This window comes from Diaphorobacter oryzae DSM 22780, from assembly GCF_059568935.1.
In genome coordinates this window covers 95,784-119,901 of sequence record NZ_JCANUL010000010.1, presented here as the reverse complement: position 1 = coordinate 119,901, position 24,118 = coordinate 95,784, and the positions used below count along the sequence as shown (strand labels likewise).

The 24,118-nt window shown below is 58.9% G+C and carries 23 protein-coding genes and 1 pseudogene; 6 read left to right on the top strand and 18 right to left on the bottom strand.

Annotated features, from left to right (window positions below):
• Nucleotides 1-259: 259 nt before the first annotated feature.
• Complete coding sequence (locus tag BP68_RS15110) at nucleotides 260-1,093, top strand: aminoglycoside phosphotransferase family protein (protein ID WP_496373209.1); 834 nt, start codon at nucleotides 260-262, stop codon at nucleotides 1,091-1,093.
• Nucleotides 1,094-1,385: 292 nt separating this feature from the next.
• Here the strand turns inward: BP68_RS15110 and BP68_RS15105 are convergent, their stop codons facing one another.
• The 7 genes from BP68_RS15105 to BP68_RS15075 form a co-directional block, all read right to left on the bottom strand.
• A complete protein-coding gene (locus BP68_RS15105) occupies nucleotides 1,386-2,411 on the bottom strand; it encodes a DUF2971 domain-containing protein (RefSeq protein WP_496373208.1) in 1,026 nt (341 codons plus the stop codon).
• A 57-nt stretch (nucleotides 2,412-2,468) separates the two neighbouring features.
• Complete coding sequence (locus BP68_RS15100) at nucleotides 2,469-2,960, bottom strand: hypothetical protein (protein ID WP_496373206.1); 492 nt, start codon at nucleotides 2,958-2,960, stop codon at nucleotides 2,469-2,471.
• Between the two features lie 17 nt (nucleotides 2,961-2,977).
• The gene (locus tag BP68_RS15095; RefSeq protein ID WP_496373204.1) at nucleotides 2,978-3,328 is read right to left on the bottom strand and encodes a hypothetical protein; all 351 of its coding nucleotides are present in this window, start codon (nucleotides 3,326-3,328) and stop codon (nucleotides 2,978-2,980) included.
• 514 nt (nucleotides 3,329-3,842) lie between these two features.
• Nucleotides 3,843-4,331: an ASCH domain-containing protein gene (locus tag BP68_RS15090; RefSeq protein ID WP_496373202.1), complete on the bottom strand. Its 489-nt coding sequence runs from the start codon at nucleotides 4,329-4,331 to the stop codon at nucleotides 3,843-3,845.
• Nucleotides 4,332-4,403: 72 nt separating this feature from the next.
• The gene (locus BP68_RS15085) at nucleotides 4,404-4,643 is read right to left on the bottom strand and encodes a hypothetical protein (RefSeq protein ID WP_496373200.1); all 240 of its coding nucleotides are present in this window, start codon (nucleotides 4,641-4,643) and stop codon (nucleotides 4,404-4,406) included.
• A gap of 34 nt (nucleotides 4,644-4,677) precedes the next feature.
• On the bottom strand, nucleotides 4,678-5,148 hold the full coding sequence (locus BP68_RS15080) for an SMI1/KNR4 family protein (RefSeq protein ID WP_496373198.1): 471 nt from the start codon (nucleotides 5,146-5,148) through the stop codon (nucleotides 4,678-4,680).
• A 372-nt stretch (nucleotides 5,149-5,520) separates the two neighbouring features.
• The gene (locus tag BP68_RS15075; protein ID WP_496373196.1) at nucleotides 5,521-6,027 is read right to left on the bottom strand and encodes a P-loop nucleotide/nucleoside kinase family protein; all 507 of its coding nucleotides are present in this window, start codon (nucleotides 6,025-6,027) and stop codon (nucleotides 5,521-5,523) included.
• 468 nt (nucleotides 6,028-6,495) lie between these two features.
• Between BP68_RS15075 and BP68_RS15070 the strand changes: the two genes are divergently transcribed.
• Nucleotides 6,496-8,880, top strand: a complete 2,385-nt coding sequence (locus tag BP68_RS15070) for a DNA polymerase II (RefSeq protein ID WP_496373194.1) — start codon at nucleotides 6,496-6,498, stop codon at nucleotides 8,878-8,880.
• Between the two features lie 403 nt (nucleotides 8,881-9,283).
• Here the strand turns inward: BP68_RS15070 and BP68_RS15065 are convergent, their stop codons facing one another.
• Nucleotides 9,284-10,036, bottom strand: a complete 753-nt coding sequence (locus BP68_RS15065) for a DNA/RNA non-specific endonuclease (RefSeq protein ID WP_496373235.1) — start codon at nucleotides 10,034-10,036, stop codon at nucleotides 9,284-9,286.
• Between the two features lie 229 nt (nucleotides 10,037-10,265).
• Between BP68_RS15065 and BP68_RS15060 the strand changes: the two genes are divergently transcribed.
• The 4 genes and pseudogenes from BP68_RS15060 to dsr1 all read left to right on the top strand — a co-directional run bounded on the left by BP68_RS15060 (nucleotide 10,266) and on the right by dsr1 (nucleotide 15,573).
• Nucleotides 10,266-10,577 (top strand): HU family DNA-binding protein, encoded by a 312-nt coding sequence (locus tag BP68_RS15060; protein WP_496373192.1) that lies wholly within the window; start codon nucleotides 10,266-10,268, stop codon nucleotides 10,575-10,577.
• Nucleotides 10,578-10,678: 101 nt separating this feature from the next.
• A complete protein-coding gene (locus BP68_RS15055) occupies nucleotides 10,679-11,149 on the top strand; it encodes a helix-turn-helix domain-containing protein (RefSeq protein ID WP_496373190.1) in 471 nt (156 codons plus the stop codon).
• A 261-nt stretch (nucleotides 11,150-11,410) separates the two neighbouring features.
• Nucleotides 11,411-11,647, top strand: a pseudogene (locus BP68_RS15050) (integrase core domain-containing protein); the annotation flags it as partial.
• A 128-nt stretch (nucleotides 11,648-11,775) separates the two neighbouring features.
• Nucleotides 11,776-15,573, top strand: a complete 3,798-nt coding sequence (gene dsr1, locus BP68_RS15045) for an anti-phage defense-associated sirtuin Dsr1 (protein ID WP_496373188.1) — start codon at nucleotides 11,776-11,778, stop codon at nucleotides 15,571-15,573.
• Nucleotides 15,574-16,116: 543 nt separating this feature from the next.
• Here dsr1 and BP68_RS15040 read toward each other — a convergent pair.
• The 10 genes from BP68_RS15040 to BP68_RS14995 form a co-directional block, all read right to left on the bottom strand.
• Complete coding sequence (locus BP68_RS15040; protein ID WP_496373186.1) at nucleotides 16,117-16,425, bottom strand: Dabb family protein; 309 nt, start codon at nucleotides 16,423-16,425, stop codon at nucleotides 16,117-16,119.
• Nucleotides 16,426-16,497: 72 nt separating this feature from the next.
• Entirely contained in the window at nucleotides 16,498-17,274 is a 777-nt protein-coding gene (locus tag BP68_RS15035) for an SDR family NAD(P)-dependent oxidoreductase (RefSeq protein WP_496373184.1), read from the bottom strand.
• 15 nt (nucleotides 17,275-17,289) lie between these two features.
• The gene (locus BP68_RS15030) at nucleotides 17,290-18,066 is read right to left on the bottom strand and encodes an SDR family oxidoreductase (protein WP_496373182.1); all 777 of its coding nucleotides are present in this window, start codon (nucleotides 18,064-18,066) and stop codon (nucleotides 17,290-17,292) included.
• Nucleotides 18,067-18,091: 25 nt separating this feature from the next.
• Complete coding sequence (locus BP68_RS15025; protein WP_496373180.1) at nucleotides 18,092-18,847, bottom strand: SDR family NAD(P)-dependent oxidoreductase; 756 nt, start codon at nucleotides 18,845-18,847, stop codon at nucleotides 18,092-18,094.
• Nucleotides 18,848-19,016: 169 nt separating this feature from the next.
• On the bottom strand, nucleotides 19,017-20,057 hold the full coding sequence (locus BP68_RS15020; protein WP_496373178.1) for a TRAP transporter substrate-binding protein: 1,041 nt from the start codon (nucleotides 20,055-20,057) through the stop codon (nucleotides 19,017-19,019).
• 46 nt (nucleotides 20,058-20,103) lie between these two features.
• A complete protein-coding gene (locus tag BP68_RS15015) occupies nucleotides 20,104-20,505 on the bottom strand; it encodes a cupin domain-containing protein (RefSeq protein WP_496373176.1) in 402 nt (133 codons plus the stop codon).
• A 59-nt stretch (nucleotides 20,506-20,564) separates the two neighbouring features.
• On the bottom strand, nucleotides 20,565-21,479 hold the full coding sequence (locus tag BP68_RS15010) for a fumarylacetoacetate hydrolase family protein (protein WP_496373174.1): 915 nt from the start codon (nucleotides 21,477-21,479) through the stop codon (nucleotides 20,565-20,567).
• Between the two features lie 10 nt (nucleotides 21,480-21,489).
• Nucleotides 21,490-22,176 carry a GntR family transcriptional regulator gene (locus BP68_RS15005; protein WP_496373172.1) on the bottom strand — a complete coding sequence of 229 codons (687 nt, stop codon included), beginning with the start codon at nucleotides 22,174-22,176 and terminating at the stop codon, nucleotides 21,490-21,492.
• A 16-nt stretch (nucleotides 22,177-22,192) separates the two neighbouring features.
• Nucleotides 22,193-23,473 (bottom strand): TRAP transporter large permease subunit, encoded by a 1,281-nt coding sequence (locus BP68_RS15000; protein ID WP_496373170.1) that lies wholly within the window; start codon nucleotides 23,471-23,473, stop codon nucleotides 22,193-22,195.
• Nucleotides 23,474-23,500: 27 nt separating this feature from the next.
• Nucleotides 23,501-24,055, bottom strand: coding sequence for a TRAP transporter small permease (locus BP68_RS14995; protein ID WP_496373168.1), 555 nt, complete (start codon nucleotides 24,053-24,055; stop codon nucleotides 23,501-23,503).
• Nucleotides 24,056-24,118: the final 63 nt, after the last annotated feature.

The window sequence follows — 24,118 nt, the reverse complement described above, 5'->3', positions numbered from 1 at the left end:
GTCATGCCACCGCATCACGGCGGGCTACTGACGAGGCTGTGGGCCTGCAGGCGGTGGCTCCGAGAGATCGCGTAGGGCACCCGCTTCGGGGGGGGGGGGAGGGGGGCTGACAAGCGCGCAGCGCACCCCCCGTTGCCATCCCCGTCTGTCGGCTCCCCCGGAAGCTACATCGCTTCACACTCGCGGTCATTGGCGGCCGATCATGATTGGACGCTGGGATTTCCTTTTGTGCACATGACCTTCTACGAAAATCAGCTGGATGTCCGACCTCAGCCTATTCGATACCTATCTCCAGCGCTGGAGTGCACAGGCCGCTGGCAAACCCTTTGTCACCCCTACCAGTGATCTTCTGCCTGTGAGCCTCACCGGGAAGTTGGAAGGCCTACCGGCGATGATCAAAATCACACAAGACCCTGACGAGCGCATCGGCGGGCAAGTGCTGCAATGGTGGGATGGCGATGGCGCGGCTCGCGTTTATGCCTGCGACCCAGATTCAGGAGCGCTGCTGATGGAGCGTGCAGCGGGCTCCAAGCATCTGCTTCGCATGGCTTTAGAAGGGGAAGATGAGGCAGCGACTACCTATATCTGCCACACCCTTCATCAACTGCATTCAAACAGACCTTCGGTTCCACCTGAAAAGCTGCTACCGCTGATGGATTTTTTTAGATCGTTAGCGCCTATGGCACAGCAGGAAGGCGGCCTTATGGCCGAATGCGCGATGGTGGCAAATGAGCTGCTGCGTGATCAGCGTGAGCAGGTCGTCTTGCATGGAGATGCGCACCATAGCAATATCCTTGATTTCGGTCAGCGTGGATGGCTCGCGATAGATCCCAAGCGCGTCACTGGTGAGCGCTATTACGACTACGTTAATGTGTTGTGCAACCCTGACCTAAAAACTTGCACCGATCCAGCGCGATTTGCGAGGCAGTTGGCGGTAGTTATCGATGTTGCAGGGCTAGAGCGTCAGCGTTTGCTCAAATGGGTTATGGCCCATGCCGCTTTGTCTGCGGCTTGGTTTCTGGAGGACGGATTGCGCACTCAGGCCAACGAGGAGTTGGCAGTTGCGTATCTCGCTCAACAGGCGCTAGCTTGATTATTTAACCACTTCTACTTCAAGGGATGCCGCTGGCAGTCTTTCAATCGAAGCAGCGGTGTCACCGTCTGAGATAAACCTTTTGAGCGATTGCGAACGCCCGCACTGGGGCGTTTTGCGATAGTCACACAACGGCCATGAGCCGTCGCTGATGGGATCAAGAAGCAGACATTCAACGTGGAAGTGAGCGGACTGCGCGACTTCTTGCGCAGATCCGCTCGACTGGCGGGTTATGCGTCTTGGCTGACGTCATTGGCCTCGTCCGACGTTGGGGGAATAGTTAGACGTCTCGTCACCCGATTCGCAATGCCGTGTGCTGCGCATCAATTTCCGCCAGTGAGAAATGCTTGGTGACCCACCTACCTGGCTGCCTCTGATACTGCACAAATACAACTGGCCTGCCAGGCGCACTATGCGCCCCGCTGAACTCGACAGCTTCCACTAGGGGGCAGTAGGGGTCGCGCCGGATGATCTCGGCCGCCTTGCGCAAGTAGTCAGCGTAAGGAAGTAGTTCGGGTTTCAAGTACGAAGTGAGAATCGCGTATTCGGCGATGGGTGCTACATGATCCCGGTAGGTCGGTGCATTGGCAAACGCATCGATCAAATCTCCCCCAGCAAGGAGATACGACGGATGCGGGCTGACAACCTGCTTGTAGCTGACTCCGCGGCCCGCCAACGCCCGCATGACAGACATCCGAGTTTTCTCGGCGCATCGAAGTCCAAAATAGACCTCTCGAACTGCACGGAAGTCATGCTCATGCAATCCGGCAGGAGTCGTGATTACCCGCACCTCTTCTTCGTATCGCCAAGGCGATGACTTAGTGCCAAGCATCCGCTGAAGAGCATCTAGAGGTGAATCGCCCAGGATCAGATCGGTTGCCGTGATCGCTGGAGCGCAGTCGCTGTATGTCACATCGATTCGATGGAACTGGTTTGGCTCAAAGCTGATTAACTTGTCAATGTCGTAGCCAACACAGAACCCCTGATGCGATCCGCCATAGTGAGACCAAATAAGTTCATTTAATGGGTTGTAGCTAAGGGAGAACACACCGCAGCTATCCACGAATGCGAGCACACCATCTGCGGCACTGTGAACTCCGTCGAGCGAACTGGCCAGTGCTCCGTCCAAAGAAGCCATCGCTGTGCTGGCAAGGCTTAGCTGTGCATCTAAGGCAGTTCTATCGAATCGTCCCTCAAAGGGGTCGTTCAATGCGTGGCGGGTTCCTGCGTAGAACTTGCAGTCGCTGAGCGCCGCGATATCCCTGGCGAGGGTCGGCCCCTCGCCAGCACGGTATTTGTATGCGAGGCGTTTATTCAAGATGTCTAACTCCTGAATTAAGCCGACCCGCGAAGCGGGTTCGGCTTGAATGAATTGTTAGACCTTATCCAGCGGAAAGGTCCGTAGTTGCACATCCGATGCCTCGATAACCCAGCGCGCTTCCAAGCCTGGGGCACCGGCCCACTCTATTTCGTGGATCACGTTGCCCCCGTCACTGAGACGGATCTCGCTGTAACGCCAATCGAAGTGACCGGCTGCCGAGCGAAGATTGCTCATGGTGTATGAAAAGACCTCCGGATAGAACAGCTCAATGTGCCGGTCGTGGTAAGCCCCAAGCAAGCGAATCCGGAAATTCAAAGTCCGAATCTCGTGCCGCTCTCCCCCAGACGGCTCCTCAAAATTGGCCCACTCTAGCCAACCATCATGCGGGCAATCTGGATCAGTGGCGTTGAGTAGAAGGCCGGAAGCTGCGAGGTCATAGGCAGATGTGGGGAACCTTGAGCGATTCTTCTCCAAGTAGTCTGTGTACCGCCGAAAAGGCAGATGCGAATCGCCGTCTGTGTCCAACTGCTCCGAGAGAACGAACATAAGGTCTAACACCTAAGTTAACTGGCGGCGAAGCCGTCCGGGTTGAACGCAATGTTAGGCCAAACACTTGTACGAGAGCCATCTTCTTCAATATAAAGGGCTGCTCCTTGCTCCAAGCGGTTGCCCAAGACTTCCTCATTATTTAGCAATTGAAAAATATCTTCTAGTGCAGAAGAAATGTTTTCTGCAATAAGGAAAATTGCCATTAAAGGGGCGGTCGTATCTTCTTCTCTTTCTTCGTAGTCGTAACCAACGTCTTGTATATTTCCATTCGAACTCTTGGCTAATAATTCAGGAATTATGTAGCGCAAGTCTAAATCTGGGTTGTTCAGTTTTTTGGGATCAAGTGTGAGAACAAGGTTTGTCATACCAACGCCTGATGTGGATTAGCCTAACGCCTGAATTAAGCCGCGCCGCGAAGCGGCGTCGGCTTGGACGAATTGTTAGACCACAACCCGCCACTCCGAATCATCGAACGCCAAGAAGCAACCCGATTGCACGTGCTCATAGGTGCAGAGGGTACCGTCATAGCAGTAGTTTCCATATTCGTACTGCCGGTGCACGCGAACGTTTGCATTTGGGGCGGGGGGGTGGTGTGGAGGGGTGCGAAAGACGAGCAGCACAATGCTCCTTTCCGAGTTCCGAAGGATGTTCCACGGGATGTTCCCTTGCTCGATCTCAAGCTGGGCGATCTCACGTAGTTCGACAGGGAGCTCTCGCCACATGGCGTTTGCGACAGGGTCCGAAAAGCCCCCGTCTTGCCACCGAAGCTCGGTAACACTGAGTGTGCACTTCGAGAGCCGTTCCACTGCCATATGAGGCTAACGTTGAAGCTGAACCGCGAGCGGCGGCACGCCGACGCGAGTCGGCTCGAGCGACAGGTTAGACCGCATTGGTTGAAGGCTCGTATGCAACTTTGAACCGCTCGCAGGCAACGAGCATGTTCTCGCTGAACTGGTGGCCCGTTCGGGCGCATTCACGAGTGAAGTACTGTCTATGCGCCTCTCGCCAGAACGACAACGAGCCATCCCCTTCGCCTTCAGTGGCCGCAAACTCGGAACTGACTTCGCTGAAAGGCACAACCTCGACTGATTCGGTTTCAATGATGCATAGCGGGCTGCCCGCCCAGTTCGTGACGATGCTGAGATCGCCCGGCATAGGAATTCGCTTCCCTTCACCTTCGTAGGACCATACCGACCCCGCTGTTGCGCGCTTAGTGCCCCGAAGCACGAGTTCGGCGAGTTCATTCGCCAGACCCTCACTGTCGCCGAAGACGCAAACTTCGTAGAAACGAGCAGCGTCCACGCCACCAATGGAATCGGCGAAAGCATTCCAAAAATCAGTCAGGTGCGCAGGTATAGGTGTGGTCATGCTTGTGCCGCCTAACGTTTGAATTCAGTGGACCAGCCAGCGCAGCTGGCGCAGGTCCACTGCAATGAATGGTTAGGGCTTGCCGAAGATTTCAGGGTTCGCCCAATCACTTGCACAAAGCCAGTTGTCTGGAATTTCCGCAGCGGCCTCAACTGTTGCCTCGATATCCCAGCAGTGCTCCCACCCACCGGTCGAGTAATTCTCGACGCGAGCAGACTCTCCCCACTTGGCAAGCCATTGACGCATCCAATCGAAGTCAGCCGATGAGTCGACATGGTCGACATAAACGGTGATCCGCTTCGTCGTTGTCATGCGAGCGCCCTAACGCTGGAGCTAAGCGGCCACATCAATCGCGAAGCGATTGATTGGTCCGCTTGAGCGAGTAGTTAGGTTGCAAGCCTGCCTGGGCCAGCTCATTCGCCCACTCATTGCCAGCGAAGTCGATTGCGCGCGGGCCGAACACATAGCCGGAAAGGAAATCTTCGACGTCCGATGCCACAACCCTCGTGTCACCATCGTCTGTGTCCAACGATAAAACTGCGCCTGACGGCTGAATGAAGTACATGAAGCCCGCCGGATCGTCGGCAAAGTAGACGCCCTCCGGCTCGTGGCGTAGCTGCCCACACGGCACAAAACGGACCACATCAAGGCTTGCTCCGTTCCACCTCCCAAGCAGCGCCTTGAGCGCCTCTGGAAGAAGTACGCCGAGGCGAGACTCAGTTTCGTCCAGTTCGGAAGTGGATGCAGGCTCCTGCAATCTGACAAGCAACTCACTAACTACGCCAGAAGCCAGAACTCTCTCTACAAACGTGTCCATAACGTCACCTTGCGACCTAACGTAATGTAGACCGCACCAACCCACAGGCCATATCTGGCACTTGCGGTCTAAATTGGCACGCAGAACATGCTGCAAGGGGCTTGTAGCCTAGCTTTTCGGTGTGCGCTCTGTGCAAAAAAACAGTACTAAATTCAGCCATGAAACCCGCCGCCCCCTCCTGTGCTGCGCGTCACACGGTTCCTGGATCAGATCCGTAAGCGCATTCGTTACAACCACTATAGCTTGCGCACGGAGTTGGGCCGTTACATAGCTGCGAGTTCATCAGATGACCGCTTTGCGTGATTTGGCTGAAGAACAGCTCTGGGTCGGTCAGCGACAGTCGCGAATCAGCCAGTAGCTGTCATTTAAAATTCATGAAAAAAGCTTTGACCATCGCTCCAAAATCAACGCGGTTGCGTCGTCAGCGGTTGTCGATGACGTATCAATTACCAGCTGCGACGATTGCCAAGGCTCATACGCACGCGTCACGACTTGTTCCCATGTCGGAAGCGTGAATCCGTCAATATCAGCCTTTCGGGAGTTCACACGCCGTTCGTGTTCAACTAGGTCAGAGCACACAACTTCTACTTCAATGAACGGCGTAGCCACGCTTTTAGCAACCTCACGCCAAGCTTGCCGAGTAATTTCCAATGGATTAACACTATCTGCGACCACCGGAATGCCAAGAGATAGGTTGGATTTTGCGAGTTCATACGCCACCATATATCCGGTGGGGCCGACGTCTCTTTGCCCCTGAGATTTGATGATGGCGTGCTCGATAGCATCAATGCGCAAGTATGTGGCGGGTCGTTTTTGCACTAAAAGTCGAGAAATAGTGGTTTTGCCGGTGCCGGGTAAGCCTCCAAGAACAATCAACATGGCAGAAAATCCTTTAAATGGTTCGCAAGGTTAGCTGTCACATCCCGGATGATGTGCATGATATTCACAGCAGCGGTCACAAGCTTGCCAAAGCTTAGCGGCTGCAACCAGCCTCAAACGGCCGGCACAGACAGTTCGCATTCTTGACTGCCCGCAGGCCAGACACGGCCCGGTGGCCCAAGATTTCAGGATGCAGCGGGGCATTCATGGCTGGCCAGCGAAGGCTGACCCATGTAGCGTCGCACTGCCGGCTCAGAACCATGCCCAGATGCGGCGCAGCAACGCGGGGGCCGGTCGGGCAGGACGGAATACGTAGCGGCGTGAGTGGTGCATGGCCTTCTCGGTGTGAGTTTGTGGTGGCACTGTATGAAAAATCAGTATCATGGACAAGAGCGCTGTTGCACCTCTCAATCAGCTCGCCAAAGGCGCCAGAATTGGCGCGCGCGCCAGCGCCCTCCGCTCCACCTGATGTCCTCAGCCTCCGCGCCCACCGAACTCCTGGGCTTCATCCTCACGCGCCACTGGCGCGATCTCCCGGACGGCACCGAGATCGAATACTGGCTGGCCACCGACGAAGGGCCGAAGAAGGTGCTTCTGACCCAGCAGACCTCGGTCGCCTTTTTGCCGGCCTGCCATCGGGCTGCGGCACAAGCCCCACTGGCGAACCTGCAGGGCCTGGAGGTGAGGGAACTCGGTTTGAAGACATTCGAGCAGGAACCCGTCCTCGGTGTCTATGCCCGCAGGTTCCGCGATCTCGGCAAGCTGGCGCGTGCACTCCAGCCGCTGGGGATCCCGCTCTACGAAGCGGATGTCCGCCCGCACGACCGCTACCTGATGGAGCGGTTCATCACGGCCGGCGTCGTGGTCGAGGGAGGCCTGCGCGAAGGCTCGACCATCATCGACGGCCGGTTGAAGCCCGCGTCCAGCTGGCGCCCGGTGATGAAGGTGGTGTCGCTGGACATCGAGACGAGCGCGACCGAGGAGCTGTACTCCATCGCCCTGGATGGCGCGGGCGACCGGGTGGTCTTCATGCTCGGGGCGGCGCCGATGCCAGCCGCCTCACTGACGGACTTCAGGCTGCTTTATTGCCCGACTCGCCGGGAGCTGATCGAACAGCTCAATGCCTGGTTTGAGGTTCACGATCCAGACGTCATCATCGGTTGGAATGTGATCCAGTTCGACCTGCGGGTGCTGCAGAAGGCGGCCGATGCGAACTCCGTGCAACTGCTGCTCGGACGCGAACGCCGCCCCATCGCTTGGCGTACGCACCCGGGCCGACAGGGCTACCTGTTTGCACCCATGCCCGGACGGGTGGTCGTCGATGGCATCGAAGCGCTTCGGGCGGGCATGTGGAGCTTCCCGTCGTTCAGCCTCGAAGCGGTCTCGCAGAAACTGCTCGGCGAGGGTAAGGAGATCGGCGATGCCTACGACAAGATGGCCGAGATCGAGCGGCGCTACCAGGAAGACAAGCCAGCGCTGGCCCGCTACAACATCCGCGACTGTGCGCTCGTCCTGCGCATCTTCGACCAACTGGAGCTGCTGCCGTTCGTGCTCGAGCGAGCTCAGACGACGGGCTTACAGGCGGACCATTTTGGTGGGTCCATCGCCGCGTTCAGCCACCATTACCTGCCGCGCATGCACCGCCTCGGCTACGTGGCACCGAACGTGGGTGACATCGCGGCCAAGGCGTTTCCTGGCGGCTATGTGATGGACTCCACGCCGGGCTTCTACGACTCCGTCGTGGTCCTGGACTACAAGAGCCTGTACCCCTCCATCATCCGGACCTTTCTGGTAGACCCTGTGGGCCTGGCCGAGGGAGAGAGAGCCGACATCCAGACAGGGTTAGTGCAAGGGCCGCAAGGCACGCTGTTCTCGCGCGAGAAGCACTGTCTGCCGGACATCGTGACCACACTGTCGAATGCCCGGGACGAGGCCAAGCGGGCGCGTAATCAGCCGCTGTCGCAGGCCCTGAAGCTGCTCATGAACTCGTTTGCCGGCGTGCTGGGCGCTTCCGAGTGCCGCTTCTTCAATCCGAAGCTGGTGTCTGCCGTGACCCTGCGCGGCCATGAGGTGATGAAACTCACCCGGGTGTTCGTGGAGCAGCGCGGATACCAGGTCATCTACGGTGACACCGACTCCATCTTCATCTGGCTCAAGCGGGCCTATCCCAATGCGCAGGCGCACGCCATTGCGGCCGGCCTGGTGCAGGAGATCAACGCGTGGTGGACCCGCAAGCTGCGAGAAGAGCAGCAGTTGGAGAACTTCCTCGAAATCGAGTTCGACACCCACTACGCCAAATTCTTCATGCCCACCATCCGAGGCTCGGACGTCGGCAGCAAGAAGCGCTACGCCGGCCTGAGCATTGATGAGGAAGGACGAGAGGAGATGGTCTATCGCGGGCTGGAGATGGCCCGCAGCGACTGGACCCCGTTGGCACGCCAGTTTCAGGAGGGCTTGCTGTCACGCATCTTCCACGGAGAGCCCTATCGGGCGTTCGTGGCCGACTATGCGCGGTCGATGCTGGACGGCCAGATGGATGCGCTGCTCGTCTACCGCAAACGCCTGCGCCACCGGCTCGATGCCTACCAGGTCAACGTGCCGCCTCAGGTGCGCGCAGCGCGCATTGCTGACGCGCACAACGCGCGGCTGAACCGCCCCCTGCAGTACCAACGCGGTGGCTGGATCCAGTACCTCATGACGCAGAGCGGCCCCGAGCCCCTAGAGGCGCGGCATTCGCGCATCGACCATGAGCACTACCTTGTCAAGCAGCTTCAGCCGATCGCCGACGCGATTCTTCAGCCATTGGGGGACAGCTTTGCGGCATTGACGAGCGCGCAGAAGGTGCTGTTCTAGGGGGCAGGGGGCGCAAGCTGGTTTAATACCTGACGACGGAACTGGCTGACCGGTATAGGGTGACATGTCAGCTTGGCCATGCCGCTGCGCTTTTGGCTTTATCCTGCCGGTCTGGACGGTCAGTTTGCAGCGGTTGCGGCCATCCGAGGCCATGACTGTGCAGCGCTGCTGCGGATAAGGGTCAACCGACGATTGCGGTACTTGCCATTCTTGCAAGGCGCTTCAAGTCGCCCGCCTGTCTTCGAATGCACACCGCGCCTATTGGCTCTTGGTGCGCGGCTTGCCGTCGCCCATTGCTTCACGCCTGCGCTCCCACTTCAACTCCAGGGCTCCCACATTGAGGAACACGGCAAAGAGGACCGGCCTAGCCGCTGCATGAGCAGCCATGCAGCGTCACTCCACGTCACTGCGCCCGACCCGGCAGGAACTCAATGCCCGTGCGCCGCACCAGCTCCGCATAGCTGATGGGCCGTGACACGCGCTCACCGTCGCGGTTGGCTTGCCAGTGGGCCCAGGCGCGGTCCGTGGTGGCGTCATAGACCAGCTTGTACAGGTACGTGGGCACCCGTACGCCACCCGGGCCGATGCGCTCGCTCTCCGAGGTGAACACCGGCCCGGTGATCACGTACACATCGCCCTGGGCGCGCAACGCATAGTGCCGCGTATCCTGCTCAATCTTGGCCCAGGGCCCGCCGTTGTGCTGAATGTTCTGCGGCACCATGTTCGCCAGGGAGAAGCTCTGGGCCATGGCCGCGGGCGTGGGCATATCGCCGGCCGGAGCCATATGCCCGCGCGAGTATCCCGAGCCCTTGTAGTCTTCCAGTTCCGCCCGCTCGCTGCGCGGCAGCCGTGCATCCGCGAAAAAGCGCTTGGCGCGCTTCTCATCGGCATCCTCAATGAGGCGCCGGTTGAGCCGCTGGGCCACATAGAGCGGGGTGCGGGTGGCGCCGCTATGCAGCACGGCAAAGGCCTCATAGCAGAGTTCGCGCAGCGTGCCCTGACGAGGAACCTGAGGCGGCTTCCCCTCCATGAAGAACTGTAGGCACTGCGCGAAGCGCGTGGGCAGTTCAATGCTTGGCGGCGCGCTCCGGCTGGAGCGTGCCTCTACAGGGAAGGCGGTGAGGAGACCAGAGACGGCAGCGGCGGCAACGGCCAGTGCTGCGAAGGCGGGGCGCAGTGCTTGCACCCGAAGAACATTCCAAACCACGGCAAACAGGCAAAGCGCTCGATTGAAGCACGCCGCATGAATCCCCCGGTGTAAGCCGGAGAAACAATCTCCCGCTGGCAGCCAGCGATCCCGCAGCAATGCCAGCGCGGCCCAAGCAGGGCAGGAGGACGCGGGGTATCGGCAATAAATCCGACTTCACCACCTCGCATCCACCGACATGAACCGCGCCGAGCTCGTTGAAATCCTTGCCTCCAAGAACGATTTGTCCAAGACGGCTGCCAATGCCGTGCTCGAGACCCTGATCGAGACCATCCAGACTGCCGTCAAGAAGGGCGATGCGGTGCAACTGGTGGGGTTTGGCACCTTCAAGTCCACCAAGCGCGCTGCGCGCACCGGCAAGAACCCCGCCACCGGCGCGGCCCTGAAGATCCCTGCATCCACGGTGCCCAAGTTCGTGCCCGGTGCCAAGTTCAAGGCTGTGGTGGACCCCAAGGCTGCCAAGCGCAAGGCCGAGAAGGCCGGCAAGTAAGCTATAGCGGCTCAGCCACCAGCTGCCCGGGCACAAGCCCTTGGGCGGTTTTATGTTGGCGCCAGCGGCGCTGCGCACCCGACACAGACAGGATTGAAACAATGACCGCCTTCTCCGACGCCTTTCGCTCCGAGGTCCTGCGCATGGCGCGCAAGGAAATCAAGGGTGAACTGGGCCAGCTGCGCAAGACCGTCACCGCGCAGCGCTCCGACATCGCCGCGCTCAAGCGCGACATCAAGGCGCTCGCCACCCAGCTACGCGGGCTGGGCAAGGCACAGGACAAGGCGGCCGCTGCTGCAGAGCCGCAGCACAAGCGGGCCAAGGGCCAAGAGGCCACGGATTCCATGGGGCGCAAGGCGCGTGCTTTTGTCTTCAACCACGAGGCCTTGATCACCAAGCGGCAGGCACTGGGCCTGACCCAGAAGGAAATGGCCAAGCTGCTCGGTGTGTCGGTGGTGAGCATCTACAAGTGGGAAACGGGCGATGTCACGCCCCGAGCGGCCCAGCTCGAGCGCGTGCGCGAGGTGCTCAAGATGGGCGTGCGCGCAGCGCGCAAGCAGATTGCGGAGTAAGCGGTTATGCAATGGCAGCGAGAGGCTGGACGCAGTCATTCGACCTTAATTCGTCATTCGTCCGCTCTTTCCGCGAGCGGACGCTGTCCGTAGACCCATGAGGCATTGAGCCATCGGACTGACGATGCGCGGGCCGACCGGATGAAATTCATCTGGGAGTAGTCGCACTGCTGTGGCACTGGAGCGGCCCAAGGTGCATCAGCAGCCCAAGGTGGATGCGTTGGCGGCTCTGGAGCTGGGTATCGAGCACCGGCTGACCAGAACGGCATGGTGGAGCGGTTCAACGGGCGCATCGCGGACGTTCTGAAGACCCACCGGTTCAACAGCTGCGATGACATGGAGCAGAGTTTGCTGCGTTATGTGGCCCTGTACAACCACCAGTTGCCCCAGTCAGCACTGGGAAGCAAGACGCCTATGCAGGCCATGAAGCAGTGGCACAAGGAGCGCCCGGATCTGTTTCACAAGCGGCCCTATGAGCGTCCGGGATGCGACACCTAGGGGGCCCACCTCGCTCACAACCGCTGCCGAGGTTGCCTCCCTCGCTACAGTCCTGCAAGCCAAGTTACGGTGGCACTTTGTCTAGTAGTGCCATGATTCTCAAATGTTGTTAGCGCAGTTCACTTCAAATGCAGTTTATTAATCGCGGTCCTGACGTACCTGAGCGTCTATTGCAGGCCCATGAAAGTGGGCGCGTAGTGTTCTTTTGCGGTGCGGGCATTTCATATCCAGCGCAACTGCCCGGATTTTCCGGCCTTGTGAATAGACTATACGAAGCACTCGGGATCACACCCAATCCGGTACAGCAGTCCGCGATTCGGGCTGGGCAATTTGACACTGCCATTAGCCTGTTGGAAACGGATGTCGTCGGTGGCCGAGGGAGAGTTCGCCGTGAGCTGGCGACGATCCTGACTCCCAACCTTGCGGCTCCGAACGCTATAGCCACGCACAAGGCTCTGCTGACGTTGGCGCAGAATCGCGAGGGCCGAACGCGGCTTATCACTACCAACTTTGATCGTCTGTTTGAGGAAGTGAGAGCAACGAAATTACCGTTGCTCGCAGACTTCAAAGCGCCTCTACTACCTGTGCCAAAGTCCAGGTGGGATGGACTGGTGTATTTGCACGGCTTGCTGCCAGAGACAGTAACGGCAGGCGAGTTGGATCGCTTGGTGGTTTCCAGCGGTGACTTCGGGCTGGCCTACTTGACCGAACGCTGGGCCGCACGCTTCGTAAGCGAGTTGTTTCGCAACTTCACCGTGTGCTTCGTCGGATACAGCATCAACGATCCGGTGCTGCGCTACATGACTGATGCCCTGGCTGCAGACCGCTTGATGGGAGAAAGTCCATATGAAATGTTCGCCTTCGGTAGCTATTCCGAGGGTACAGAGGTGGCTAGCGCCAATGAATGGCAGGCGAAGAACGTTACGCCAATTCTCTATCGCGACGATGACCAACACGCCTTTCTTCACGAGACCGTGAGAGCTTGGGCCAACACCTACCATGACGGCGTGCGCGGCAAGGAACGCATCGTTGTCGAATGCGCTATCGCACGCCCTTTAGCGAGCACGAAGCAGGACGATTTCGTGGGGCGGATGTTGTGGGCATTGAGTGATCCGGGCGGTTTGCCCGCCAAGCGGTTTGCCGAACTCGACCCAGTGGCGTCGCTGGACTGGTTGGAGCCGTTGAGCCAGGAACTTTATCGGCACGCCGACTTGGGGCGATTTGGTGTTCCCCCCCAAGCGGCTGTAGACGAGCAACTCGTATACAGCCTAACCAGCAGGCCCGCACCGTACTCACTCGCGCCGCGGATGGCCATTGTTGACGCTGGATATCGCAGTAGCGGCTGGGATGCGGTGATACTCCAACTGGCCCGCTGGATGATTCGTCACCTTGACGACCCAAAGCTGTTGCTCTGGCTGATCAATCGCGGCGGCCAACTGCACGAACGATTGGTCTGGCTAGTCGAAGGTCGTCTTGATGAGCTAGATAAATTCACAAGTGACGGAAACACCAGTGAATTGAGTCGCATCCGGGCGAGCGCGCCCAATGCCATTCCGCGCCCAGCGATGCGAACGCTTTGGCGCTTGCTACTAAACGGCCACGTGAAGTCCGGCATACGTAATCTGAGCCTTTACCGCTGGCATGAACAGTTCAAGCGCGATGGGCTGACCGCTAGCGTACGCATGGCCCTTCGGGCAGCGCTAACCCCTTGCCTCTCATTGCGCGAACCGTTCCGCTGGTCTGGCGCGGATGATGACGACCAGGAAAAAGATCAAATCAAGAACATTGTGGAGTGGGAGGTTGTACTGGCATCTGATCATGTCCATTCCAGCCTTCACGACATTCCCAAGAATGACCAGTGGACAGCGGCACTACCGGACCTACTAGAAGACTTCAACGCCTTGCTGCGCGATGCGCTCGACCTGATGCGTGAACTTGGTGGTGTAAGTAGGGAGCAAGACCACTCGTACGTCCGTCAGCCTTCGATTTCAGTTCATTCGCAAAACAGGGACTTTGACGATTGGACGGCGCTGATCGAACTGACACGCGATGCGTGGCTAGCCACCGCAGAGAAATCGCCGGAGCGGGCGCGAGCGATGGCTGAGAGTTGGGTGCACGGAAATTCATACCCGGTATTCAGGCGCCTCGCGATGTTTGCAGCTGCACAAGGACGTGTCATTTCGCTTCGGCAGGCTTTGGACTGGCTGTTGGCAGATGAGCGACGATGGCTCTGGTCGGAGGAAACCAGACGCGAAACCATGCGCCTGTTGGTTTCCTTGACGCCTCAGCTGAATGCAGCGATGCAGGTTGAATTGGAGCAGGCCATTCTTTCCGGACCGCCCCGCAATCTGTACCGTGTCGATATTGAGCACGATGCTTGGATCAATATCGTTGATCACGGCGTATGGCTGCGGTTAGCAAAATTTGCCCAAGCAGGCGCTACCCTCAGCGAAGCGGGACAAACGCGACTCGATACCCTCTCGGCAGAGCACCCGTGGCAGCTAGCTGTAGACGAGAGTGATGAATTCCCCATTTGGATGGGAGGTGGCGGCTGGGTCGGAGATCGGGACCCATGGAAGCCATTCACTCCTATTCCACGAACGAGGCAAGGCGTACTGGAATATCTGCTGGAACATCCTGTGTTGGACGGCTCCCAGCAAGATGACTGGCGAGAATTGTGCTCAGAAATGCTTCAGGAAACCGCCGAGGCTCTAAGCGAACTCGCGCATCAGAAAAATTGGCCTGTAGAGCGCTGGCGCGATGCTCTGCAAGCTTGGGCTGAAGAAAAGTTACAGGACCAATCGTGGACCTTAATGGCCCCGGTCGTTGTTGATATCCCTGACAACTTGATGGAAACCTTGTCCCACGGCGTTAGTGGTTGGCTACAAGCCGTAGCAAAAACCTCTGAAAGCCACGAAGGTCACTTCCTAACTATTGCTCAGCGCATTTTGAGCTTGGATTTAGGGGGCGATGAAGACACTGACGATCCTGTCTTCCGCGCTATCAATCATCCGGTCGGACGCGTGACATGGGCATTGCTGGATCGGCTATATCGCCGAGAGCCCAATGACGAGCAAGGGCTGCCAGAAACTTACAAGACCGTTTTCACCGAGCTATGCGATACGCGGATCGCCAGGTTCAAACATGGTCGGGTATTGCTAGCCGCGCACGCTCTTTCGTTATTCCGTGTGGACAGGGCTTGGTCGGAAGAACATCTCGTACCTCTGCTTGACTGGAACCGCATCGAACCCGAAGCAATGGCAGCTTGGGAGGGTTTTTTGTGGTCGCCACGGCTTTATCGTCCGCTGATGGAGGCGATAAAGCCTAGTTTTCTGGAAACGGTCAACCACTACGGACAGTTGGGCAAACACAAAACGCAATTCGCGGCGTTACTTACATTCGCGGCACTTGATCCTGGTGACACCTTCACCACAGCGCAACTGGCCACTGCTGTCCGCGCACTTCCTGCGGACGGCCTGCGCAAATCGGCTCAAGCTTTGGTGCAAGCCTTGGAGAGTGCGGGTGAGCAGCGTGAAGACTATTGGAAGAATCGGGTCTTGCCGTTCTGGGAAAAAATCTGGCCGAAATCAAACAATCAGGCATCAAGCGCCAGCGCAGAGTCGCTAGCTCGTCTGTGCATCGCAGCGGGGAACGAGCTACCTTCGGCGATGGCAGTAGTTGGCAATTGGCTGCGTGTGATTCAGCAACCAGATCATGTGATTCGACGATTGCAGGAATCTGCTCTCTCAGCCCGCTTTCCGGATGAAGCACTGCTACTACTATCCGCTATTTTGGGTGATCACTCGCAGTGGCTATCACCGCAGCTGCGTCAATGCCTTAATGACATTGGCCAAGCCGCACCCGCCCTACTTACAGACTACAGATTTTTGAGGCTGGATGAGTTAGCCAGGAAGTCTGGAATATGACGAAGTGAACGGGCTGGCTTTGTTGCGCAAGTCGGAAGCGAGACGAGATGCTCCCTACCCCAGACGCAGCTATACCACAGCAGGCACAGGCACCGCCAAAAAGTTCCAGCTTTTGTGCAAGGTACTTTGTACGGTGCAGGCTGACATAACACGGCTCCATCGAATGACCGCTTAATGCAGAGTAGCCGACAAACGTGCATCGGCAGCCAACGGCAGCAATCGCTGCAAAGCTGGCAATCAGTTGAAAACAACCAGCGGCGGCAACGGGTCGAAACCGCCAGTTCCTTGCCCGCAAGAGCTGTCCTTGAAGCGCCCACTGCTCCGGAATCGTGGTCGCTCCATGCGCGAGCGTCTGCAAATGGCCCGTCACGGTGGTCCAGCAGTCGCTCCGCCGGCGAAATGTCCAATGACCTTGCAGTCGGCAACAGCCAATGGTCCGGGAATTTTTAGCGACTGCAACCAGTCTTAACCAGAACTAGCTGATCAGCGATTGTGGACTGTTTTTGACGGTGGCTTCGCCTCAATGCTTTATCGCAGCTCAGGCTATTGCAAATGCAGAGGCGTTGATCCATCGAAAACCGCAAGTCGCTGGATGTATGGCCCCATGTAGGTTTTCATTTCTACATGGGCAGGGCTAACTTGATATGTGTCGTGAGCAGGTGAATCCTCAAAGGCGGACACCAGGGCATGGGTGTAGCCACTAGCCCGGTCTGCCTCGTTGACTCCAAAATGGTAAATTTTTACGCCCACACATTCTTGACGAATCCGCACCGAATAGGCTTCCACTTGACGGAAAAATTCGGGGCCAGCATCTGGGATTAGCTCCATCATTACGATGTGCATGTACAACATAGATAGGGATCTTTTTTGTTCGTGGAGATGGTTCAAGGATCACGCCGAAGGGCGAGGAAATCAGCCGGTCCCTTACATGCGGGCCAGCATGCCGCCATCGATGGCGAGTACGTGCCCGTTGATGAAGGCCCCTGCGTTTGATGCCAGATACACCACCGCAGGTGCAATGTCATCGGGTTCGGCCCATCGGCCCAGGGGCACGGCGTTCTGTAGAAAGCTGTCGAATCCCTCGCGTTCCTGCAGTCCTTGTGTGAATTGAGTGCGCACAAAACCAGGTGCCAGCGCATTGCTGGTGATGCCGGCGCCGCCATACTCCACAGCCAGTGCTCGGGTGAATGCGGCGATAGCGCCTTTGGCCGATGCGTAAGCGGCGATGCCCGGCATGCATGCTTGGCCCGCCACGGAAGACATCAGGATGATCCGACCAAAGCCCTTGCGCGCCATGTGTGGTAGCACCGCGTGCGCGCAATTGAAGGCACCGTTGACATGCACATCAAAAAGCGATTGCCACTGTGCCAGTGTCATCTCGGTCACTGGTTTGCGGTTCTGGTTGCCGGCATTGCTGACCAGAATGTCAGGTGTCCAGCCGTCTGCCGCCAGCATGTCTATGGCCTCGCCCACCGCCCCGGCCTGAGAAACATCAAACACAGCGTGGCGCGCGTCCACACCGTCTGACGCAAGCAAGCGCAAGGCTTCTTCGCAGCGGCCAGCATCCAGATCATTCACCACAATGCGCGCGCCCGCTTGACCTAGGTGGCGAGCGATGGCCAAACCCAGGCCTGTGGCGCTACCCGTGATACAAGCCACGCGGCCCGTAAGTGCAAAGTTTTTCTCGAAATAGGAGGTCATGAAAGCAGCTTTCTTTTAACGCAAGGATTGGATACCAGCGCACACGTTGAGACTCTGGCCGGTGAAACTGCGTCCTGCTGGGGACGCCAGAAAAAGCGCTGTCTGCGCAACGTCGGCAACCGGTACCTTGCGATGCAAGGCCACATTCGCCAGAATTTCCGCGAGCATGTCTTCTTCGCTGATCTGGCGTGCCTGCGCCTTGGCCGTCGTAACGCTGCGGGAGCGCTCGCTGTCCACGATGCCCGGCAGGATCGCGTTCACGGTGATACCATCGCCTCCCAGTTCCAGCGCGAGGCTCTGGGTCAGGCCTACCACACCCCATTTGGATGCGGCATAGGGGGTGCGCAGTGGGTAGCCCAAGCGCCCGGCTACCGAACTGAGGTTGATGATGCTGGCGCACTGTGAGGCTCGCAGTGCGGGGATGGATCGGCGTACGCACAGGTACTGGCTACGCAAGTTGACGGCCATGGTGGCGTCCCATTGCTCCGGCTCGATGTCCTCAATGCGTGACGTAGGGCCAGCGATACCTGCGTTGTTGACGAGCACGTCGAGTCCGCCCAGCTCCGCCAAGGCGTGGTCAAACCAGGCATCGACAGCGGCTGGGTCCGATGCATCCGCGAGCCAACCGCCTCCACCCGGCAGCGAGGGCTCGGCAGCTGCGAGGGCGGAAGCGGAAATATCGCTGATCTGCACCCTGGCCCCTGCCTGCGAAAAGGCTTGCGCAATTGCCAGACCGATGCCTGAAGCGCCTGCGGTCACCATCACGCGCAGGTTTTGGAATTGCATATTCATGTTTCTACCCTCTGTGTATTGCCAGTCAGCGCATGTAGGAGCCGCCATTCACATCGAGCGTGGCTCCGCAGACAAAGCTGGCGCCGGGCGTGCACAGGAAGGCCAGCGGCCAGGCAATTTCTTCCGGTAAACCGAAGCGCGGCACTGGCACGTTCTTCAGCGTTGTGGGATCGGCTACAGCCACCATGGAGGTTGCGATGGCACCCGGTGCCACGGCATTCACCATGACCTCCGGCGCCGCCCGACGGGCCAGCCAGCGGACAAAGGTGTGGATTGCGCCCTTGGATGCTGCGTAATGCACAGGTGAATGGCTGAAACTGCCACCTGTGTAGGCTGCCACCGATCCGACGATGACCAGGCGCCCATAGCCCCGAGCCTTCATTCCGGGCAGCAGAGCACGCGCGAAATGGGCGGGTCCGGCCACGTTGACGTCCATGACCTCATGCAGTTGATCTGCCCAGTCGTCACCCTCCCAATTGGTCACTGGATAGATGCCTGCGTTCAGGATCGCGGCGTCAATCGGCCCGGCCTGGTCGCAAAGTGCCTCGACCTGAGGGCGGCTGCGGACATCACAGATGACAAAGCTGTGCCGACGCTCCCCAACCGATTGCAGCTCCTCCATGAAACCCTGTGCAGGAGCTACACGGTCTGTCAACAGCACCTCGGCCCCCAGGCGCGCGCACAGCCGTGCCGCAGCCTGGCCAATGCCGCCGGCGGCACCTGTGATCAGTACACGCTGGCCGGTGAGTTCGTAGGGAAGCAATGTCGAAAGAGGCAGCATGGAAGGTTAGGACAAAAGCGGTGGCACACAGGCACGCGTCTGCCGGCCCGTGGGCGATACAGCGGGCTCGGCGACTGGTGGGGGAAGACGGCCCACCGCCATCGTGGTGGGCGCGTCCTGCCGGCTATGGACCGGACCGTGCCGGTCGTAGGCAATTGCCCTGTCAGACTCAGGGTGCCGTCTTGCGAACTTTCTCGATGGTGGCCATGGTCTTGTTGACCAGGTCCACGCCCAACTCCGGCTTGTACTTCTCAATGATCGATGCAGTCGCCTGCACCATGCGGGTCTGCTCCGCTGGTTCGATGGTGTTGAACTTCATGCCAGCCTTGATCAGCTCCTTGACCACGTCTGCTTCCATCTTGCGGCTCACTTCGCGGTGATAGGCCTGTGCTTCCTTGCACGAGGATTCCAGTATGTTGCGCTCGGCGCTACCCATGCGGTCCCAGAGCTTCTTGCTCACCAGAACGACGGCGGGCAGGTATACGTGACGGGTTTCGGTCAAGTAGCTCTGGATGTCCTGATACGAGCTGGACTTGGTGACCAGATAGGCACTTTCCTGTCCGTCGATGGCCTTGGTTTCCAGGGCTGTGTAAGTTTCCGGGTAAGGCAGGGGCAGCGGCGTGGCGCCCAGTGCCTTGAAGATGTCGATGTATACCCGGTTTTGCAGCGTGCGCAGCTTCAGGTCGCGGAAGTCTTCCAGTCGCTTGATCGGGTGCTTGCTATTGGTTACTTGGCGGAAGCCGTAGTCCATATAGCACAGGCCAATCAGGTTCTTTTCCGAGAATTTCTGGAGCAGCAACTGTCCGACTTCACCATCCACCACCGCGTCGGCTTCTTTCTCGCTGCGGAAAATGAAAGGCAGGTCAAAAATGGCCAGTTCCTTCACGTTGCCTGCGGCACCGGCGGTGGACACCACTGACATCTCCAGCATGCCACCCTGCACGGAGGACATGGACTGGATTTCGTTGCCCAGCGTGGCGTTGGGATAACCGGTGACCTTGATCTTGCCAGCACTTTTGGTATTAACGATCTGTGCGAACTTGTCCACTGCTAGGCCAATGGGGTTGTCCTTAGCCACAGCGTAGCTGAACTTGATCTTGCGGCCCTGAATGTCCTGGGCATGCAGCTGGGCGCTGCCCAGCGCGACTACTCCAGTGGCTGCGGCCAGGGCCAAGCTGCGAATGTGGCGGGAAGTCTTTTGCTTTGTCATGTTTGTCTCCTAAAAAAATAGCAATCGTCAAACGGGATTCGGCCAATTACTTCAGTTCCTGGCCGTCGAGTTCGCCACCCAGAAACTTGTTGGGCTTGAGGAAGAAGCACAGCACTAGCGCCCCCTTGGGGGAGCGGGCCACGTGGCGATGGCCCTTGGGGCGCCAAGCGAAATTTCCGGCGGAATAAACGCCGTCGTCGTCCTCGAACTCACCTTCAAGCACGTAGCTCTGCTCGATCTCGACGTGTTCGTGGAGCGCTAGCACTGTGCCGGGCTGCCAGCGGAACAGTGCCGTAAGCAAGCCGGTGTCGTCGTCCTTGACAAGTACCTTCATGTCGATACCGGGTGTAGGGGTGGGCTTCCAGGGCAGGTCGTTCACCGCTACGTTGCGCGAATCAAGGGGGCCGTGCTTTTCAGCGTTGGGCAGGAAAGGTGTCATCAAGGCCATGGTGTCTCCGCGGACAGGAAAATTGGAAGGGAACAGGGGAGTACGGGCGCTGCGGCGCTTCAGGCAACAACGGTGTTGGTCAGTTCGCCGATCCCCTGGATGCGGGCACGCATGGTCTGGCCTACTTCGAGGCACTGCGGCGGGCGCAAAGCAAAACCGACGCCTTTTGGGGTACCGGTCGCGATGACGTCCCCGGGCAGTAGAGTCATGCCAGCCGAAAGCTGCGCGATCACCGTCGCCACGTTGAAGATCATCGAGTTGGTGTTGTCGTTCTGGCGCTCCTGACCATCGATTTCCAGAACGAGATTCAGGTTGTCGGGGTTGTCTACGGCGCTGGCATGCACCACCACAGGGCCCAGAGGGCAACTGGTGTCCAGGCTCTTGCCCTTGAACCATTGGCCGTGCAGGCGCTGCAGGTCGCGTGCCGTAACATCATTCAGGATGGTGTAGCCAAACACATGTTCGTGGGCCTTGTCGGCTGTAATGTCACGACCGCCCTTGCCGATCACTATGGCCAGCTCAACTTCGTAGTCGAGACTGTCGGTCAGTTTGCCGTGGCGCAGCACGTTACCGCGATGTCCGACCAGGGCGGTGCGCGGTTTGGTGAAGAACTCGATTGCCTTCGGAAAAGCATCTGCCGGGCGCCCGTTGGCCAGGTTACCTTCAATGATGTGTTCGCGGTAGTTGCGGCCCACATTGAAGATGTTGCGACCGCTGGCGGCTACCGGTGGCAGGATGGTGGCGTCGGCGTAAGCCAACGTGCTGGCGGCATGGCTGCTGACTGCGGCATCGCACGCCTTCTGGATGGCCTGGCGGGCCAAGGCGAGGGCGGCGTCGCCACCAGCGATCAGTTCGTCCACCGATGCGGGAGCGGGATGCGCCGGCCATGAGGCCGTTAGATCAAGGATTCGGGTTTCGGCTATCAGGGCACCGAGGCGGGCGCCATCGGCGTGGAGGAAATTCAGAAACTTCATGGAACTGCTTTTATGGAGAAATACTTGGCGTGGCCTGCGGCGCGTCTTCCTGCTCAACCGCTATATGCAGTGCGCGCACATGGGAACGCGCCAGGGATTCGGCTCGGTCGGCATCGCGCTGCTCGATGGCATTGATGATTTCGAGGTGCTCGCGTAGGGAGTCGGCGCTGCGGTGCAGGCGGGCGATGGTCTGGCGGCGGTAGCTGGTCTGGGGGTGACCGAAAGAGGCCCAGACTCGCTCCAGGAGGTGGTTGTTGGCCAGCCGGATGACCTCCACGTGGAAAGCCACGTTGGCCTGCGAGTACTGGGCGGCCTTGGCCTCGGCCATACCTGGTTCTTCGAAGGGCGCGAAAATGGCGCGTAGTGCCATCACGTCGCGTTGCGATGCGTTCAGCGCGGCCTCTCGGGCGGCAAAGCCTTCGAGCTGTTCCCGCAGCTGTAGCCATTCGCGGTAGTCACGGTCGCTCACCGGCTGCAGGAGTGCACCGCGTCCGGGGCGCAGGCTGATGACGCCGGTGCTGTCGAGCCGGATAAGGGCTTCGCGGACCGGCGTACGGCTCACGCCCAGTTGGTTAGCCAGATCTTCCTCGCGCACGCGTACCGGTTCGGTGATCGCGGAGCGAAGCGCATTCAGATGGGCACTCACCGCCTCGTAGACGCCGGCGCTGGTGGACTTCGGGACTTGCTTTGTATTCATGGGAAGTCTCTGGGGATCATTTGGTCAGGAAGTTCAGAGGTACCAGAACGATCGATGGGAACAGCACCAGCAGGAACATCACAATGAACTGAGCCATCATGAAAGGCAGCACCCCTTTGGCCACATGATCCAAGCGCATCTTGCCCACACCGGCCACTACGTTCAGCACCGAACCCACTGGCGGGGTTACCAGGCCAATGGCGTTGTTCATGATGAACAGCACGCCAAAGTACACCGGATCGATGCCTGCCTCTTTGATGACGGGCATCAGCACCGGGGTGAGGATCAGGATGGTGGGCATCATGTCCATCGCCGTACCCACAACCATGACCAGCACCATGATGGCAATCAACAAGAGCGTGGGGTTGTCCATGAAAGGCCTGAGCAGCTCGATCACTTGGTCCGGGATGTCTGCCACGGTGATGAGCCAAGCCGACACCATGGACGCTGCCACCAGGAACATGATGACGGCGGTAATCTTGGAGGCCGACACGAACACGGCATACATTTGGCGCGGGCTAATTTCCCGATAAACCAAAGTAGACACCAGCAGGGCGTACACCGCAGCCACCACTGCAGCCTCGGTCGGCGTGAACACGCCGAACTTCAGTCCGAACAGCACGATGATGGGCAGGCCCAGGGCCCACAGCGACTCCTTCAGCGCCACCAGCTTCTCGCGCGTTGTGGAGGCCGCAGGCAAGGTGACCTTTTCACGTGATGCCACCAGCCACCAGGCGATGGCGATGGCTACGCCCATCAGCACCCCCGGCACGATGCCGGCCATGAACAGCTTACCGATGGACACGTTGGCGGCCACGCCGAACACCACAAACCCGATGGAGGGTGGAATCACCGGCGCGATGATGCCGGCCGATGCGATCAACCCCCCGGCTCGTGCCTTATCGTGCCCGGCCTTGACCATCATGGGCAGCAGCAGGGATGCCAGCGCCGCGGTATCGGCCACCGCCGAGCCCGAAAGGGCAGCCATCAGGCAGGCAGCAATGATGGCCACAAAACCCAGGCCACCGCGCATGTGCCCCACCAGTGTGATCGCAAGATTCACTATCCGCTTGGACAAGCCCCCCACGTTCATGATCTCGCCGGCGAGCATGAAAAACGGCACGGCCAGCAGCGGAAAGCTGTCGGCCCCGTTCACCACGTTCTGGGCCAGGATCTGCGCATCGAACAGGTCCAAGTGCAGCATGAGCGCCAGGCCCGAGAAGAGCAGGGCGTAGGCAATAGGCATGCCGATGGCCATGGCCGCCAGCAGCGCGCCTACAAAGATGAGCACAGTCATTTCTGTTTCCGATTTTTGTGGGGTGGCTTACTTGTGCACCGCAGCATCAGGGGCGGGAGGCAGAACAAGGTGCGCTGTTTCTTCGGATTCCTGCACCATCACCAACTCGGCATCGGAGAGCCGACCGGTCACGGTGCGCCAGAACTGGTGCAATAGGATGAGCAACGTGGACACGGCAAACATCACGCCCGCAAAGTAGAAAATGGAAACAGATAAGCCACTCACCGGCGCCTCGGTTTCGCGGTTGACCTGTACTTGCATCCAGCTGCCCGTCAGCATCAGCCAGGTGATATAGAGCATGAGTAGCTGCACCACCACTAGACACAGTCGTTGGGCCCAGGTGGGCAGCCGCACGACCACCATGTCCGTGCCCATGTGGCCGCGCTCGCGCATCACGGCTACCGCGCCCATGAACACCATCCAGACAAACATCCAGCGCGAAATTTCCTCGGAGATCAGCCAGCCAGTGCTAAAGCAGTAGCGCATCACCACGTTTCCGAACACCAGAACCACCATGGCGGCCATCAGCAGCGCACACACGGCCTCCAGAGCTTGGCAATAGGCATTCAGTAACCGACTCATTGCCCATCCTTGTCGATTTGCTCAGCCCGTGGAGCCTCGACCGCCTCCAGTGCTCTCAAGATG

Excerpts from the sequence above, each read along its gene's own strand:
- BP68_RS15110 (WP_496373209.1), top strand. The coding sequence starts at position 260 with ATGTCCGACCTCAGCCTATTCGATACCTATCTCCAGCGCTGGAGTGCA.
- BP68_RS15100 (WP_496373206.1), bottom strand. The coding sequence starts at position 2,960 with ATGTTCGTTCTCTCGGAGCAGTTGGACACAGACGGCGATTCGCATCTG.
- BP68_RS15095 (WP_496373204.1), bottom strand. The coding sequence starts at position 3,328 with ATGACAAACCTTGTTCTCACACTTGATCCCAAAAAACTGAACAACCCA.
- BP68_RS15090 (WP_496373202.1), bottom strand. The coding sequence starts at position 4,331 with ATGACCACACCTATACCTGCGCACCTGACTGATTTTTGGAATGCTTTC.
- BP68_RS15085 (WP_496373200.1), bottom strand. The coding sequence starts at position 4,643 with ATGACAACGACGAAGCGGATCACCGTTTATGTCGACCATGTCGACTCA.
- BP68_RS15080 (WP_496373198.1), bottom strand. The coding sequence starts at position 5,148 with ATGGACACGTTTGTAGAGAGAGTTCTGGCTTCTGGCGTAGTTAGTGAG.
- BP68_RS15075 (WP_496373196.1), bottom strand. The coding sequence starts at position 6,027 with ATGTTGATTGTTCTTGGAGGCTTACCCGGCACCGGCAAAACCACTATT.
- BP68_RS15070 (WP_496373194.1), top strand. The coding sequence starts at position 6,496 with ATGTCCTCAGCCTCCGCGCCCACCGAACTCCTGGGCTTCATCCTCACG.
- BP68_RS15060 (WP_496373192.1), top strand. The coding sequence starts at position 10,266 with ATGAACCGCGCCGAGCTCGTTGAAATCCTTGCCTCCAAGAACGATTTG.
- BP68_RS15055 (WP_496373190.1), top strand. The coding sequence starts at position 10,679 with ATGACCGCCTTCTCCGACGCCTTTCGCTCCGAGGTCCTGCGCATGGCG.
- dsr1 (WP_496373188.1), top strand. The coding sequence starts at position 11,776 with ATGCAGTTTATTAATCGCGGTCCTGACGTACCTGAGCGTCTATTGCAG.
- BP68_RS15040 (WP_496373186.1), bottom strand. The coding sequence starts at position 16,425 with ATGTTGTACATGCACATCGTAATGATGGAGCTAATCCCAGATGCTGGC.
- BP68_RS15035 (WP_496373184.1), bottom strand. The coding sequence starts at position 17,274 with ATGACCTCCTATTTCGAGAAAAACTTTGCACTTACGGGCCGCGTGGCT.
- BP68_RS15030 (WP_496373182.1), bottom strand. The coding sequence starts at position 18,066 with ATGAATATGCAATTCCAAAACCTGCGCGTGATGGTGACCGCAGGCGCT.
- BP68_RS15025 (WP_496373180.1), bottom strand. The coding sequence starts at position 18,847 with ATGCTGCCTCTTTCGACATTGCTTCCCTACGAACTCACCGGCCAGCGT.
- BP68_RS15020 (WP_496373178.1), bottom strand. The coding sequence starts at position 20,057 with ATGACAAAGCAAAAGACTTCCCGCCACATTCGCAGCTTGGCCCTGGCC.
- BP68_RS15015 (WP_496373176.1), bottom strand. The coding sequence starts at position 20,505 with ATGGCCTTGATGACACCTTTCCTGCCCAACGCTGAAAAGCACGGCCCC.
- BP68_RS15010 (WP_496373174.1), bottom strand. The coding sequence starts at position 21,479 with ATGAAGTTTCTGAATTTCCTCCACGCCGATGGCGCCCGCCTCGGTGCC.
- BP68_RS15005 (WP_496373172.1), bottom strand. The coding sequence starts at position 22,176 with ATGAATACAAAGCAAGTCCCGAAGTCCACCAGCGCCGGCGTCTACGAG.
- BP68_RS15000 (WP_496373170.1), bottom strand. The coding sequence starts at position 23,473 with ATGACTGTGCTCATCTTTGTAGGCGCGCTGCTGGCGGCCATGGCCATC.
- BP68_RS14995 (WP_496373168.1), bottom strand. The coding sequence starts at position 24,055 with ATGAGTCGGTTACTGAATGCCTATTGCCAAGCTCTGGAGGCCGTGTGT.